At 64.8% G+C, this 14,615-nt stretch carries 18 protein-coding genes; 5 read left to right on the top strand and 13 right to left on the bottom strand.

Annotation, left to right across the window (positions count from 1 at the left end; genetic code table 11):
* Positions 1-453: 453 nt before the first annotated feature.
* The gene (locus ACTDXD_RS01130) at positions 454-771 is read left to right on the top strand and encodes a tail fiber domain-containing protein (RefSeq protein WP_440125387.1); all 318 of its coding nucleotides are present in this window, start codon (positions 454-456) and stop codon (positions 769-771) included.
* A gap of 226 nt (positions 772-997) precedes the next feature.
* Positions 998-1,372: a pyridoxamine 5'-phosphate oxidase family protein gene (locus ACTDXD_RS01125; RefSeq protein ID WP_440125386.1), complete on the top strand. Its 375-nt coding sequence runs from the start codon at positions 998-1,000 to the stop codon at positions 1,370-1,372.
* 76 nt (positions 1,373-1,448) lie between these two features.
* Here ACTDXD_RS01125 and ACTDXD_RS01120 read toward each other — a convergent pair whose 3' ends face one another.
* Positions 1,449-2,681, bottom strand: coding sequence for a DUF222 domain-containing protein (locus ACTDXD_RS01120; RefSeq protein ID WP_440125385.1), 1,233 nt, complete (start codon positions 2,679-2,681; stop codon positions 1,449-1,451).
* Positions 2,682-2,799: 118 nt separating this feature from the next.
* Between ACTDXD_RS01120 and ACTDXD_RS01115 the strand changes: the two genes are divergently transcribed.
* Together ACTDXD_RS01115 and ACTDXD_RS01110 are read left to right on the top strand one after the other, a co-directional pair.
* The gene (locus ACTDXD_RS01115) at positions 2,800-3,636 is read left to right on the top strand and encodes a tyrosine-protein phosphatase (RefSeq protein ID WP_440125384.1); all 837 of its coding nucleotides are present in this window, start codon (positions 2,800-2,802) and stop codon (positions 3,634-3,636) included.
* Between the two features lie 85 nt (positions 3,637-3,721).
* Positions 3,722-4,528 (top strand): tyrosine-protein phosphatase, encoded by an 807-nt coding sequence (locus tag ACTDXD_RS01110; protein ID WP_440127490.1) that lies wholly within the window; start codon positions 3,722-3,724, stop codon positions 4,526-4,528.
* Between the two features lie 10 nt (positions 4,529-4,538).
* On the opposite strand, the gene ACTDXD_RS01105 is transcribed toward ACTDXD_RS01110, so the two are convergent.
* From ACTDXD_RS01105 to ACTDXD_RS01070, 8 genes are all read right to left on the bottom strand, one after another.
* Complete coding sequence (locus ACTDXD_RS01105; RefSeq protein WP_440127489.1) at positions 4,539-4,835, bottom strand: VanZ family protein; 297 nt, start codon at positions 4,833-4,835, stop codon at positions 4,539-4,541.
* 99 nt (positions 4,836-4,934) lie between these two features.
* Complete coding sequence (locus ACTDXD_RS01100; protein ID WP_440125383.1) at positions 4,935-5,339, bottom strand: DUF1707 SHOCT-like domain-containing protein; 405 nt, start codon at positions 5,337-5,339, stop codon at positions 4,935-4,937.
* Between the two features lie 77 nt (positions 5,340-5,416).
* On the bottom strand, positions 5,417-5,791 hold the full coding sequence (locus ACTDXD_RS01095) for a DUF1707 SHOCT-like domain-containing protein (protein ID WP_440125382.1): 375 nt from the start codon (positions 5,789-5,791) through the stop codon (positions 5,417-5,419).
* Positions 5,792-5,829: 38 nt separating this feature from the next.
* Entirely contained in the window at positions 5,830-6,087 is a 258-nt protein-coding gene (locus tag ACTDXD_RS01090; protein ID WP_440125381.1) for a hypothetical protein, read from the bottom strand.
* A gap of 106 nt (positions 6,088-6,193) precedes the next feature.
* Entirely contained in the window at positions 6,194-7,987 is a 1,794-nt protein-coding gene (locus ACTDXD_RS01085; protein ID WP_440125380.1) for an acetyl/propionyl/methylcrotonyl-CoA carboxylase subunit alpha, read from the bottom strand.
* Positions 7,988-8,107: 120 nt separating this feature from the next.
* Positions 8,108-9,577 carry a condensation domain-containing protein gene (locus ACTDXD_RS01080; RefSeq protein ID WP_440125379.1) on the bottom strand — a complete coding sequence of 490 codons (1,470 nt, stop codon included), beginning with the start codon at positions 9,575-9,577 and terminating at the stop codon, positions 8,108-8,110.
* Between the two features lie 6 nt (positions 9,578-9,583).
* Positions 9,584-9,997 (bottom strand): SufE family protein, encoded by a 414-nt coding sequence (locus ACTDXD_RS01075; RefSeq protein ID WP_440125378.1) that lies wholly within the window; start codon positions 9,995-9,997, stop codon positions 9,584-9,586.
* A complete protein-coding gene (locus ACTDXD_RS01070; RefSeq protein WP_440125377.1) occupies positions 9,994-10,887 on the bottom strand; it encodes a sulfurtransferase in 894 nt (297 codons plus the stop codon). Before ACTDXD_RS01070 ends, ACTDXD_RS01075 begins: the two co-directional genes overlap by 4 nt.
* A 62-nt stretch (positions 10,888-10,949) precedes the next feature.
* Between ACTDXD_RS01070 and ACTDXD_RS01065 the strand changes: the two genes are divergently transcribed.
* Positions 10,950-11,342: a group III truncated hemoglobin gene (locus tag ACTDXD_RS01065; RefSeq protein WP_440125376.1), complete on the top strand. Its 393-nt coding sequence runs from the start codon at positions 10,950-10,952 to the stop codon at positions 11,340-11,342.
* A 74-nt stretch (positions 11,343-11,416) separates the two neighbouring features.
* Here ACTDXD_RS01065 and ACTDXD_RS01060 read toward each other — a convergent pair whose 3' ends face one another.
* The 4 genes from ACTDXD_RS01060 to ACTDXD_RS01045 are packed head-to-tail and all read right to left on the bottom strand — an operon-like array spanning position 11,417 to position 14,608.
* The gene (locus ACTDXD_RS01060; RefSeq protein WP_440125375.1) at positions 11,417-11,995 is read right to left on the bottom strand and encodes a hypothetical protein; all 579 of its coding nucleotides are present in this window, start codon (positions 11,993-11,995) and stop codon (positions 11,417-11,419) included.
* Positions 11,988-12,650: a Maf family protein gene (locus ACTDXD_RS01055; protein ID WP_440125374.1), complete on the bottom strand. Its 663-nt coding sequence runs from the start codon at positions 12,648-12,650 to the stop codon at positions 11,988-11,990. Before ACTDXD_RS01055 ends, ACTDXD_RS01060 begins: the two co-directional genes overlap by 8 nt.
* Positions 12,651-12,653: 3 nt before the next feature.
* Complete coding sequence (locus tag ACTDXD_RS01050; RefSeq protein ID WP_440125373.1) at positions 12,654-12,971, bottom strand: acyl-CoA carboxylase subunit epsilon; 318 nt, start codon at positions 12,969-12,971, stop codon at positions 12,654-12,656.
* Positions 12,968-14,608 carry an acyl-CoA carboxylase subunit beta gene (locus ACTDXD_RS01045; RefSeq protein WP_440125372.1) on the bottom strand — a complete coding sequence of 547 codons (1,641 nt, stop codon included), beginning with the start codon at positions 14,606-14,608 and terminating at the stop codon, positions 12,968-12,970. The genes ACTDXD_RS01050 and ACTDXD_RS01045 overlap by 4 nt, the downstream gene beginning before the upstream one ends.
* Between the last annotated feature and the right edge of the window lie 7 nt (positions 14,609-14,615).

The following is a 14,615-nucleotide window of genomic DNA, read 5'->3' as shown; positions in this document are numbered from 1 at the left end:
GAACTGTTCCAGTCTCCTCTCCGGCACCTCACGACTCCACCGTGCTGCCACGGATGAGGCGGACCGTGGCCGCGCGGGGAACAAATGTGGGGTCCGCACGGATTCGCCGTGCAGATTGTCAGCGGAGAGTTGGTGTCGTGGCCGGAATGGCCGGCACATTCACCAGATGCGGCAAGCGCCGTACAGTCCGAGGAGTAACCATGGACCTGTTCACGATCATCGTCACCGCGTTGACGAACTTCTTTGCGCTGCTGGTTCCCAGTGACGCGACCATCAAGCACGACGTCCAGGCGGTCGAGCGGTAAAGGAAGAGTTCCCGTGACACTCACGAATGAGCGTGACCGAAAAGATATCGAGAGGAGACTCCCCGAGCTCCCCGGGCAGTGGATTTCCACGGCCCGGGGGCGCCGGCGCGCTCGACTCTCGGCACGTAGCCGGCATCCGGTTGCGTGGATGCGGTCAATTGCCACCCGCAGACGTGGAATTCCGGCGCAAACACCGGTCAGTGCCGACGAAATTCTCGTTCGACTGGGCGAATTGCCGCTCAGCGTATGGACGTACGGGTTCGACCACCACTCGGTCCGGCACCTCGGCCCCATGGCCCAGGATTTTGCTGCAGCGTTCGGGCTCGGATTCTCCGAACGACATATCCCCGTCGTCGACGCCAACGGTGTGTGCATGGCCGCAATTCAGGCGTTGTATCGCAGAGTCGTAACCCTCGAACTAGCGCTCGACGAATCGCGTCGATCACTCGACGAATCGGCATTGTGACTTCACTCAGCGACGGGCGTCTCGGGCGTTGCAGAAGCATTGAAGGGATATGACAACACATTCGCTGCACATCGCCCGGAGAGATGCGAATGTTGTGGCCCGCGGGACCGATGACCTGCTTTTGGCAGGCCGTCGGGTGGCTGTGGGTACCGGCGTGAATTTCGGTAGCGCGTGCCCGGTGTCCTGACGTTGACCTCGGGCGCGCCGAGGGCGCACTCTTGGCGCCATGAGCATCAAGGTCGACCTCGACGCACTCGACGCCGCGCTCGGTGACTTCGAGTACGCCTACCTGCTGACCACCGGTACCGACGCCAAGCCACACGCGGTTGTGGTGACTCCGGTCCTCGTCGATGGTGTGTTCCGCATCGGCGAGCCGGGTCGCCGGACCGGCGCCAACGCGCAGGTGCATCCGGGCGTCTCACTCGTGTACCCACCGGCGATCCCGGGCGGATACTCGTTGATCGTCGACGGGAAGGCGGAACTGGATGGGTCGGTGCTGCATGTCCGGCCGACCTCTGGAGTGCTGCACCGGCCTGCCACCGCCGAGCATCCCGCGACGAACCCTGGGTGTGATGCCGACTGCAGACCACTGGCGAACTAGAAGTAAAGCCAGCCACCGTTACCAGGGCACACGAGTGCCCTGGTAACGGTGGCTGATTCTGTGTTCTGTGGTGGAGCTACGCGACCAGATCCGGCCTGTTCCCCGGTATCGGTTTACGGAACACATCCACACTCACGGGCGGGATGAACTGCGGCCGACGCTCGCCGGTCATCTCCACCTCCCACTCGGTGTGATGCATCAACCGATGATGATGACCACAGAGCAATACCAGATTGTCGAGATCGGTATCACCACCATCGACCCAATGGCGAAGATGATGCGCATCCGCCCACGCCGGTGGTGACGAACACCCCGGGAAAGCGCATCCACCGTCACGGACTGCCAGGGCACGTCGCTGCTCCCGACTCGCGGTGCGGCGGGTCTGCCCGTGCGCGAGCGGCACCCCGTGTTCGTCGAGAAGGATCCGGGTGACCTGACAATCACACGCAAGCATCCGGGCAGCGTCGATCGACAACGGCCCGGCCCACGGTTCGGTGGCGTATCCCTGTTCTGGGGAGTTCACGAATAGTTCTTTCACCGCAGTGTTGGTCGTCAGGTCGTTGATCGACGCGGTGACCGTCACGTGCGGTTTCACGCCGCCTTCGACCGGGGCGAGTCCGGCGGCTTCGACGAACTGAAGGAGTTGATCGAACCCGTCGGCGTTGCGTTTCGACGCCGGCCGATCGTCCTTGACGCCATTTACCTCCGGTCGTGGTGTGGCCAGCGGGGACAGCAGATGCCGCAGACGCGCGCCGGTGAGCGCGTCGAACTCGCCTTTGATGACGACCCGGCCGTGCCAGGTGGTCGAGACGAACAGTTCGTTGCGTGAAGAGTCTTCACCCGGTGGTGGTCCGTCGCCGGTGCCAAAGAGGTGTTCGAGTCGGCGGATCAATGCCCGCACGGTCGCTGTGGTCGCGACCTTCTTGCTGGCGTGCTCGATGAGGATGTCGCGGGCCTTCTCGAACTCGCAGGGGTTCATGGTGCGGGGGTAGTGCTGGCAGAAGTAGGCGATCTGCCGTGCCTTCTGTGCATCGAGAAGGCCGGATGAATAGGCTTCGCGCACTTCCGGTTCCAACCGTAAGAGCCGAGCGAGTGTTTCGATGCGGTGGCATTCCCCGAGTTCGAGGTTGGTGGCGGCGCACAGCCAGTGGGCGGGGCTGCGGTAGCCGTGCTCTTTGACGGTGTCGCGTTCGATCATCGCGATGATCAGATCCAGGCGGTGTGCCTGCCAGGTATGGATTTCGGCGGAGACGGCGAGCGTCTCGGCCATGAGTTGTGTGTCGTTGTATTTCCAGAGGTCCCCACCCATGATCGAAGTCTATCGAACATACAAGCGATATACAAGGAAAATCGAACAATTGATCTACTGCAACGAAAGGTGGGACCGTGTGCTGCTGGATCGGATCATGTTGCGTAACTTGGGTGGCATGACCGATGCCGTGGATGCGACCGATGTCACGCCGACTTTTGCGGTTCCGTCGCTCGTCAACCTCCGAGACATCGGTGGCCGAGCGAGCTCGTTCGGTGGTGTCATTCGCACCGGTGTGGTCTTTCGCTCGACAGCGTTGGTCGATCTCACCGACACCGATATCGATGTGCTCACCTCGCTGCAGATTTCAGCTGTGTACGACCTCCGGACGGCTGAGGAACGTGAGCGGCGCCCGGACCGGCTACCCGGCGGCGCGAAACTCATCGGTCTCGATGTGCTCGCGGATCGTCCGACGGGCTCGGTCGCGGGATCCCTCGCCGACGTGGTCGCCGACCCTGCTGCTGCCGCAACTCATCTGGGGGACGGGCGCGCCGAGCAACATCTGCTCGGCACCTACCGAGAACTCATCACCCTGCAGAGTGCAGTGACCTCGTACCGTCAGCTGTACACCGGTATCGCCCACGGAGATGTTCCGGCGCTCATTCACTGCACCGCAGGCAAGGATCGCACGGGTTGGGCCGCCGCAGCGCTGCTCATGTTCGCCGGCGCGACCGAGCAGGACGTCTTCGACGACTACATGTTGACGAATGAGATGCTGCTACCAGAGTTCGAAGAGATGTTCGCCAGGTTCGAAGCCGCCGGTGGCGACCGTGCTCTGTTTCTCCCACTGCTCGGGGTTCAGCGCGCTTATCTCGAGAGTGCTTTCGACGAGGCGCTCCGTCGGTACGGCACGATCGACGAGTATTTCGCAGCCGGACTAGGACTCGACGACGACAGCCTGCAGGCATTGCGCACCCGGATGATCGACACCGAGGGCCATTCCGGCCGGGGGTGATGCCCGGTGTGGCAAGCGGCTACCGAATGTCCCCGCCGGCGGTAGCTTGTTGCGTATGACCGATGAGGTGGGCAATGACCCCGGTATGGCGGCTTTCGCGGTTCCTTCGTTGGCCAACCTACGGGACATCGGAGGCAGCGCCAGCAGTTTCGGTGGGACGATCCGCACCGGAGTGGTGTTCCGGTCCACAGATCTGAGTGCCGTCACCGACACCGATCTGGACGTCCTCACCGAGCTGAAGATCACCACCGTGTTCGACCTGAGAACGGTGGACGAACGTGATCAGGCTCCGGACAGATTGCCACCCGGAGCAAAGGGTGTGGACCTCGATGTCCTCGCCGACAAGGATGCGGGGTCGATTGCTGCTGCAATGGGCGACCTGGTGGCCGATCCAGTGCAAGCAGTGCGCGGATTCGGAGGTGGGAGGGGGGAACAGTTTCTCCTCGAGACGTACCGCGACCTCGTCACGCTGTCGAGCGCGCAGTGTTCGTATCGGAGGATGTTCCTCGATATCGCAATGGGCGACGTTCCCGCGCTCATCCACTGCACCACCGGAAAGGATCGGACCGGTTGGGCAGCCGCAGCGCTGCTCATGTTCGCGGGGGCGACAGAGGAAGACGTCTTCGACGACTACATGCTGACGAACGAGTTGCTGCTTCCGAAGTTCGAGGAGATGTTCGTACATTTCGAGAAGCTCGGCGGAGATCGCTCGCTGCTCGTCCCGTTGCTCGGGGTCGAGCGCAAATACCTCGAAGCAGCCGTCGACGAGGCGCTGCGTCGATACGGCACTATCGACGAGTACTTCGCGTCGGGTCTCGGACTCGACGACGACAGCCTGCAGACATTGCGTACCCGGATGATCGACACCGAGAACGCCCGGACTGTCGAATAGGGCTGGTGGTCTACTGCGTCCGACCGGCACGAACTCGCCGACCGATACCGGCGGCGATCGCAAGGCCGAGGGCGATACCCACCAGATCGGCGCACCAGTCCCATACCGACCCGGACCGTCGCACTGCGACCGTGGACTGCAGGATCTCGGTGACGATCCCGTAGACCGCGAGCCACGCCACAGTGATGACAGGGGAGATGCGGGCGTATCGAGAGCAGTAGGCCAGCACGGCGAACATCAGTGCGTGCGTGACCTTGTCGGTATGAGGCGGGCCACTGGGGACGGTGCCGCCGGGTGTGAGCAGCATGAAGGTGATGGTGATGGTGGCGAGCACCAACGGGACGACGCGATACGAGACACCCCGGAACGGGAAACGACAGCGATAGCGGGACGTACAGGCCACGGGTCAGTTCTTCTTCTTTTCCTTCTCGGGCTTGTCGTCATCGTCGTCTCGTCCCGCATACAGGACGATCGATACGGCCGGAACGAGAAGGAACCAGAGCCACGTGTCGAATGCGAAGAACAGCACCAGAGCCAGGAGCGGCGTAAGGCCCATCACGATCTCTCGCCAATGATCGAGGGTGCCCGATGCACTGTCCTTCTCCCGCACGGTCTCCGGAACGTTTGCCGTTACTGTGGGGAGATCGGTGAACAAGATCTCGAGTTCCCCGCGGGTGGTCGCAGACGTAGCCTGCGCGCTCCGTTCCTCGAACTCGGACAGGTTGAGGCGGCCGTGGCTGAAATGCTCGCCCAGCAGATTCAACGCTTCGGCCCGCTCGTTGTCGCCGATGCGGATTTCGGGGGAGTCCATGATCAGAGCCTAGATCACGACTTTCCTGCTCAGTGCTCGCTGCCGTGACGAAATCGTCCCGTTGGTCGGCCCGGCGGTCACCCGGTTCCGGAATCTCGCATCAGTCGCAGTCCGCGCCTGACGACCATGAACAGGATTACGAAGCCCAGCAATATGGCGATCGGATGGCGGACCGCCATCATGATGACCAGTGCAACGAGTGCGAATGGAACCAGCGTGAGGAGGTCGGTGGCGACGTTTCCCGCCGCGGGTGTGTGCAGGAACGACGGTGCCGACGGCAGGTCGGAGAACAACGGAACGAGATCGGCACGAGTGACGGCCTGTGTCGCAAGCGCGACTCGATCGTCGAACTCGACGAGTGACAGCCGACCGGCCGAGAAGTGTTCACCGAGCAACGCGATCGCTTCTTCGCGCTCCGCGGTGCCGATCCGGATCTCGGGCAGTTCGGCCATACGCCCAGAGTAGTAGGAGCCGGGCGAGGGGGGTGGGATCACTCACCGCGCACGGTCAGGCCCAGCCCTCCCTCAGCGAATCGCGCGACTGCAGCACGGGCCGCCTCCAATGCGTCGGTGTGGCCGTCGATCGCGGTCCCGCTCAACGCTCCGTCGGGCGCCAGCGTGAGGGTTGCCTGCACATCGGCGGTCGTCGCCTCGCACACCGACCAGCTGTACGCGGTGTCGTCGGCCCACGCCTCGTGCTCACGCGCGAGGAGGTACCAGTTGCCTGCGTTGATCTCGACAGGTTCCATCAGATGCTCTCCGAACTGCTGTGGTGGAGAAAACGACGGCGCCCGATCCCCGGGGTGGGGAGGGGCGCCGTCGACCTTGCTCGGCGTGTGACCGCTCAGCGCGTCATCACTTGAGCTCGGCGAGGACCGTTCCCTGGGTGATGGCTGCACCCGGCTCCACCGACAGACCGGTGACGACACCGGCCTTGTGTGCGGTGACCGGGTTCTCCATCTTCATGGCCTCGAGCACTGCAATGAGGTCGCCCTCGGCGACTTCCTGTCCCTCGGCGACCGCGACCTTGACGACGGTGCCCTGCATCGGAGCGGTCACCGCATCGCCCGACGCCTTGCCGCCGCCTGCGCCACCGCGCTTGCGAGCCTTCGGCTTCTTGCGGATGACGCCTGCAGCGCCTCCGCCGTTGCCGCTGAGCGAGAACTGACCGGGCAGCGACACCTCGACGCGACGACCGCCGACCTCGACGACCACGTTCTGACGCGGCAGTGTCTCGTCCTCGTCATCTGCTGCGCCGGACCCGGAGAACGGCTCGATGGTGTTGTCCCACTCGTTCTCGATCCACTTGGTGTAGACGTCGAACTTCTCGCCGTCACCGATGAACGCCGGGTTCTCGACGATGTGGCGGTGGAACGGGATGACCGTGGCGAGGCCGTCGACCTCGAACTCGGCGAGGGCGCGGGCGGCGCGCTGCAGCGCCTGCTCGCGGTTCTCGCCGGTGACGATCAGCTTGGCGAGCATCGAGTCGAACTGGCCGCCGATGACGTCGCCCTGGACGACACCCGAGTCGACGCGCACGCCGGGGCCCGTCGGCTCCTTGTAGACGGTGATGGGGCCGGGGGCGGGCATGAAGCCGCGACCGGCGTCCTCGCCGTTGATGCGGAACTCGAAGGAGTGACCGCGCGGCGTCGGGTCCTCGGTCAGCTCGAGCTTCTCGCCGTTGGCGATACGGAACTGCTGGCGCACGAGATCGATGCCTGCGGTCTCCTCGGTGACCGGATGCTCGACCTGCAGGCGGGTGTTGACCTCGAGGAACGAGACCGTGTCGCCCTGCACCAGGTACTCGACGGTGCCCGCGCCGTAGTAGCCGGCTTCCTTGCAGATGGCCTTGGCGGACGCGTGGATGCGACCACGCTGGTCGTCCGTGAGGAACGGCGCGGGAGCCTCTTCGACGAGCTTCTGGAAGCGGCGCTGCAGCGAGCAGTCGCGCGTGCCCGCGACGATGACGTTGCCGTGCTGGTCTGCGATGACCTGTGCTTCGACGTGGCGGGCTTTGTCGAGGTACTGCTCGACGAAGCACTCGCCTCGACCGAAGGCGGCAATGGCCTCGCGGGTGGCGGACTCGAACAACTCGGGGATCTCTTCGATGGTCTGCGCGACCTTCATGCCGCGACCGCCACCACCGAAGGCCGCCTTGATGGCGACGGGTACGCCGTACTGCTTGGCGAACTCGACTACCTCGTCGGCGTTCTTGACCGGGTCCTTGGTGCCTGCTGCCATCGGAGCGTTGGCGCGTTCGGCGATGTGGCGTGCCGTCACCTTGTCGCCCAGGTCGCGGATGGACTGCGGCGAGGGGCCGATCCAGATCAGACCCGCGTCGATGACCGCCTGCGCGAAGTCGGCGTTCTCGGAGAGGAAGCCGTAGCCGGGGTGGATCGCGTCGGCGCCGGACTTGGCCGCGGCGTCGAGGATCTTGTCGAACACCAGGTAGGACTCGGCCGAGGTCTGGCCACCGAGGGCGAACGCCTCGTCTGCGAGCTTCACGAACTGTGCGTCTGCGTCGGGTTCGGCGTAGACCGCGACACTTCCGTAGCCTGCGTCCTTGGCGGCTCGGATGACCCGCACAGCGATCTCGCCGCGGTTCGCGACAAGCACCTTCGAGATCTGCGCGCTGGCATGACTGGGCACGGAGCCTCCTGTTGATCGATCGTTAGGTTATTTCCGTCGTCGGCAGTCTAAGCGCCAATCGGATAGACGATGTAACCGGATGGCCTCTACACACTACGGCGCATACTCGAACGCACAATGCTACTGACCAGTAGCTGGAAAGCCCGCGTTCTCCAGGTCGGGCGCCCACGGTCCGGATGTGTTGAGTCGTTCCATGAGCAGGCGGATTCGTTCCAGGAATCGCGGAACGTTCGTCGTCGCCTCGGGATTGTCGGGGAATCTGGCAGAGACGTTGATGCCCTCGGGCGTCCGATTGATCCATACATAGACGTCGTGCGTGTAACTGCGGCTGCGCAGCGCCCGGGCGTTCGCTTCCGGCCATTGGGCCGCCATGGGCACGAACCGGACGTCCATATACGACACGAGAAACCGAGGACGGATCGGTACGCCGAGCAATTCAGCGACCCTGTCGAACGGAATGCGCGCACTTGCGCGGGTGCGTCGCGACTCCTGTGCTGCACGGCTCGCGAGGGCGACGAAACCGGGCGAACCACCGAGGTCGAGATCGATCGGCCGGAGACCGACGAACCACCCCAGAGAACCGGCCCACATCGGTCCGGTCCGGGTATGCGAGGGGACGACGGTGCGAAAGTGGTCGGCGTCCGTGAGGTCCGTGGTGGCCTGAGCGAAACACGCCAGCACCCCTGAGAAGAACCCGGCGTCGGCGTCACGGCATCGTTCCGAGAACCGGGTCGCATCCTCGCTGTCGAACCATCGCTCGGACAGACGTTCCTGGGGTGAGGTCCTGGTGGTGCGTCGGCCGATCGGCAGCGGGAACTCCGGCATCGCGCCTCCGCTCTCCTGCAGCGTGGTGCGCCAGATCCGCACCGCCTCGTGATCGATGTCGAGGTCGCTGGCGTCGGCACGCTCGGAGGCTCCGAAATCGATGTAACTGCCGACGGGAAACAGATCGGCCGGTCGGCCGGTCCTTTCTTCCTCGTACAGTGCCGTGATCTCGTGCGCCACGAGCACGATGGAGTAGCCGTCGATGATCGAGTGATCGGCTCCGAAGAACACCGTGAAGACCCGGTCGGTGCCCCGTTCGCTCTGCCCACCTGATTCCTCGTGCGAATCGGCGGGTTCGTGGGTCAGTGTCGCGAAGACATAAGCGGGCCACAGCTGGGGTGTCGTGTAGTCGTCGTACAACAGATGGAGCTGAGTCCGGATGGTGGCGGAATCTGCCGGGTCGTGTTGCACCCGCCGCACCGCAACCTTTCCGGGTGGTGCCGTCCGGCGGATCAGCGCGCTGGCCGGATTGTCCTTCGAGGTGAACGTCGCTTGACTACGCAGGGGCTCATGACGGTCGATCCACCGTTGGAGGGCACGACCGAATACCTCCGGGTCGAGTGGGCCCGCAATCTCGAAAGCGGTGCCCAGCCACGATTCCCGGCCCTGGCCGGTCCGCGGATCAGCAGACCGGCGCAGGTGCGCCTCGTGGATGTACGACGCCGGACGAGGATCCTGACGCCAAGCATCTTCCGCGGCGCAGGGCAACCACTCGGTCAAGGTCCCCGCCGGGATGGAATAGTCGGCGAGCTCCGTGAACTCCATGGACTTTCAGGCCCGCAGATGCCGCTTGATACGCGCGAGCATCGCGCTCATGCCGCGAAGCCGCAGCGGACTGACCGCGTCGGCCAGACCGAGATCGGAGTAGAAGTCGTCAGGGACGTCGAGGATCTCCTGTGCGCTGAGGCCGTCGAGTCCCTGGTGCAGGATCGACGCGAAACCACGCGTGGTGGGTGCCTCGGCGGGCGCACTGAAATGAAGCTTCACGTGCGCCCGGTCGGCTGCGTCGACGGAAAGGAACAGGGGTGACTGGCATTCGGGGACCGGCTCCATCGCTGCTTCCTCGAGTTCGGCAGGCAGCGGAGGCAACTCACGGCTGAACTCGAGGAGTAACTGGAGTTTGTCCTGGCCCTCGACGGCGGCGAAGTCGTCCACGATCTCGGCGAGCTGTGCGGGGATACTCATGACGCCGGGAGGATTCCAGGCTCCTCGCCGCGGGCGATCGGGACGCGCACGGCGTTGCCCCACTCGGTCCACGAACCGTCGTAGTTCCGCACATTGGGGTAGCCGAGCAGATGAGTCAGCACGAACCAGGTGTGGCTCGACCGCTCACCGATGCGGCAGTACGCGACGATGTCGTCGTCCTTGCTGATACCTGCATAGATCTCGTCGAGTTCGCTGCGCGAACGGAATCGACCGTCGGGCGCCGCGGCCTTCGCCCACGGGATCGATACCGCGGTGGGGATGTGACCACCGCGCAGCGCGCCTTCCTCCGGGTAGTCGGGCATATGGGTGCGCTCACCGGTGTACTCCTGCGGCGACCGGACATCCACCAGCGGACCCTTGCCCAGGTGGTCGAGCACGTCGTCCTTGAAAGCCCGTATGGGAGCGTCGTTGCGCTCGACGACGGGGTAGCCGCTGGTCGTCGTGACGGGAATGTCGAGGGTGGTGTCGCGGTTCTCGGAGATCCACGCGTCGCGGCCGCCGTCGAGCAGGCGGACATCCTCGTGACCGAACAGTGTGAACACCCACAGTGCGTATGCGGCCCACCAATTGGACTTGTCGCCGTAGATCACGACCGTGTCGGTGCGCCGGATCCCCTTGCGGTCCATGAGCGCGGCGAACGCGGCACCGTCGATGTAGTCGCGAGTGACCGGATCGTTGAGGTCGAGATGCCAGTCGATCTTCACCGCGCCGGGAATGTGCCCGACGTCGTAGAGAAGCACGTCCTCGTCGGATTCGACGACCTTCACCTCGGGGTGGCCCAGATGAGCGGACAGCCACTCGGAGGACACGAGGCGGCCGGGATCTGCGTAGGCAGCGAAGGAAGTGTGGGGATCGGGCGCGACGGGCACAGGGGCTCCTGAGGCAGTGGTGGCAGGTGCGTCGTCGATTCTAAGCGGTACCTTCGGTGGGTGTGACCTCCAGTCGACCCCACCGCGCCGAGCTGTCGTCGCGTGCCGACATCGACCGGCTGGTGAAGCTCTTCTACGAACGGGCGATGGCAGACCCTCTGCTGGCCCCGGTGTTCGAGGTGCTCGCGATCGTCGGCCTCGACGAGCACCTCGTGGTCGTCGGTGATTTCTGGGAACAGATCCTCTTCCGCACGTCGCGTTACGAGGGGGCGTTCACTCCCGTTCACCGTGCATTGCACGGGAAATACGGGCTCACTCCCGAGCGTTTCGAGCGCTGGCGCGAGCTGTGGCACGACTCGGTCGACGAGCTCTTCATCGGCGTCGACGCCGACCGAGCGAAGTCGAAAGCGGACGCCATGGCCGCGGCACTGCGACGCTCGACGATCGGGGTGTGATCGGCCACCACTTCGGTGCAGCGGACTCGAAGGACGGCAACCGAGGGCGAGGGCGTTGGCGCGCGATCGGTAGGTCAGTCGTCGTCTTCCATTGCGGCGAGCACATACTCCGCGAACCACGGGTTGTGGGACCGAGCATGCGAGTGGCCGTCGCTATCGGTCAGCAGCGCGGCAAGGGGTCCGATCGTGGACTCGTCGAGCGGCAGCGTGAAGAACTGATCGTCGGCGCCCTCGTCGGAGAGGAACCAGTCGATCGCCACGGCGTCCCCTTCCGCAGCCGCATTCTCGACCGGCCGGAAACGCAGTAGCGGGTAGCGCAAGGGGAGTTCGTCGAGCCGACATCCGAGTTGTCGAAGCAGAGCGGAGGTCGAGGTGACCATCACGGTGTGGTAGTCGACCGTCTCGCCGTTCTCGGTGTACTGGTCGACGTAGAGCACATCGAGCGCCCCGAGGCCGAGCGAGAACAGGCGGGTCGTTCCGGAGGGTGCGTCGACGGCCGGGAAGCAGCGCAACGTCCACGTTTCGCCCGCGACCGAATCCGGATCGTCGAATGCGGTGGCAAGGTAGCCTGCGACGAGATCGACGACCACCTCGAAGAACGGTTCCGCTCGGAGGCGCTCGAAGCTTTCTTCCGTCGCGCTGCGGTCACTCATCGGCGAAGGAGTTCGAGGACCAGAGGTCTGCGACGGAGACCCCGACATCGAGGAGGAGGCGCCGGACGAGAGGCAGGCCGATCCCGATCACCGACGACGGATCGCCTTCGATACCGTCGATGAACCAGCCACCGAGACCGTCGAGTGTGAACGCTCCGGCGACTTCGAGCGCCTCACCGGTCGCGAGATAGGCTTCGAGGTCGGCATCGGACGGAGTGCCGAAACGCACGGTCGTGCCGGAATGGTCGTCGACCTGCGAGACGATCTGCCCGCCGCGTGCACGCAGCACACTGTGCCCGGTCAGCAATTCTGCGCTGTGCCCGGACATTCGCTTCCAGCGGGCCCGGGCCACGTCGACGGTGCCGGGTTTTCCCTGGAGCTTCCCGTCGAACAACAGCATCGAATCGCAGCCGATCACCACGAGATCCTCGTGTTGGTCACGGGCGCGGCCGTCTGCGGTGAGTGCACGAAAGACGTCGGTTGCCTTGGCACGGGCCAGTGTGGTGACCACAGCTTCGGGTGCCGCGGCGGGGCCGAGTTCCGCGATGAGCGCGTCCTCGTCGACCTCGGACACCTGTACGAACGGCTCGACCCCGGCGCCGCGTAGCACGGACAACCGTGCCTGCGACGCCGAGGCGAGGACCAAACGGGGCATGGATCAGCCGCGGTTGGGGTAGGAGTACGGCGAGAACGGCGCCCACTGCCTGTGCATCCGGGTGGGTGCCCCCCATGTCTCCGGCGGTTTTCCGTCGCCCTCAGGCACACTGCCTGCGCTCGCGGCCGCGAGCACTGTGACCAACGCTGCCACATCGGCGTCGGTCGGGTTTCCCTTCACGATGCGGATCGCGGGCGCGTCGGAGGTAGCTGCAGGCTCCGGGTCCGAAGCCGCCGAGGTCTCGGTGCCCTCGAGGGCACCGTCGGTCACGGCGGTCAGCTCTGCGTCAGTGATGATCTTTTCCTCGGTCAGCGCGGTCACAGCGGAATGTTCCCATGCTTCTTCGGCGGGAGCGAGACCATCTTGCGCTCGAGGAGCCGCAGTGCGGACACGATCTGGCCGCGGGTATGCGACGGCGGGATGACCGCGTCGACGTAACCGCGCTCTGCCGCGACGTACGGGTTCACGAGAGTGTCCTCGTACTCGTTCTGCAGTTCGAGGCGCAGTGCGTCGACGTCCTGACCGTTCGCGGCGGCCTCCTTGAGCTTGCCGCGGTACACGAATCCGACGGCACCGGAGGCGCCCATGACGGCGATCTGCGCGGTCGGCCAGGCGAGGTTCACGTCTGCGCCCATATGCTTCGAACCCATCACGTCGTACGCTCCGCCGTAGGCCTTGCGGGTGATGACGGTGATCTTGCCGACGGTCGCTTCGCCGTATGCGTAGAGGAGCTTCGCGCCGCGGCGGATGATGCCGTTGTACTCCTGCTCGGTGCCGGGGAGGAAGCCCGGGACGTCGACCAGCGTGATGATCGGGACGTTGAACGCGTCGCAGGTGCGCACGAAGCGGGCAGCCTTCTCGGAGGCATCGATGTCGAGGCAGCCGGCGAACTGCATCGGCTGGTTGGCGACGATGCCGACGCTGCGGCCGTCGACGCGACCGAAGCCGACGATGACGTTCTGGGCGCGCTCGGCCTGAACCTCGAGGAACTCGTCGTCGTCGAGGAGACGACGGATGACCTCATGCATGTCGTACGGCTGGTTCGCCGAATCCGGGATGATCGTGTCGAGTTCGAGATCCTCGTCGGTGAGTGAGTCCTCGATGGCGCCGACGATCGGGTCCGTCGGCGCCATGCGCGGCGTCGCAGCCTGATTGTTCGACGGCAGATAGGAGAGCAGATCCTTGACGTAGTCGAGGGCGTCCTGCTCGTCGCTGCCGACGTAGTGGGCGACACCCGACTTGACCATGTGGGTGTGGGCGCCACCGAGATCTTCCATGGTGACGTCTTCGCCGGTGACGGTCTTGATGACATCGGGGCCCGTGACGAACATCTGGCTGGTCTGGTCGACCATCACCACGAAGTCGGTGAGGGCAGGGGAGTAGACGTGCCCACCGGCGGCGGGGCCCATGATCAGTGAGATCTGTGGGATCACGCCGGAGGCCTGCACGTTGCGGTGGAAGATCTCGCCGTAGAGGCCGAGGGAGACGACGCCTTCCTGGATGCGAGCGCCTGCGCCTTCATTGATGCCGATCAGCGGTCGGCCGGTGCGCAGTGCCAGGTCCATCACCTTGACGATCTTCTCGCCGTAGACCTCACCGAGGCTGCCGCCGAAGACGGTCGCGTCCTGGGAGAACACACAGACATCGCGACCGTCGACGGTGCCGTAGCCGGTGACGACGCCGTCACCGATGGGACGGTTGTCGGCGAGGCCGAAGTTGGTGCTGCGGTGGCGGGCAAGCGCATCGATCTCGACGAACGAGCCTTCGTCGAGGAGCGCGGTAATGCGCTCGCGGGCGGTCATCTTGCCTTTGGCGTGGACCTTCTCGATGGCTGCTTCACCGACCGGAGCCTGAGCCTTGGCCTGGCGTTCGCGCAGGTCTGCCAGCTTACCGGCGGTGGTGTGGATATCGGGCGTACTCGCCGCCTCGGGCGCGGACGGCTCCTGGACAGTGGTCATGGGCAGT

The organism is Rhodococcus sp. SJ-3, assembly GCF_051918125.1.
GTDB lineage: Bacteria > Actinomycetota > Actinomycetes > Mycobacteriales > Mycobacteriaceae > Rhodococcus.
The sequence above is the reverse complement of the archived record's forward strand: the minus strand, read 5'-3'. Positions and strand labels throughout refer to the sequence as shown.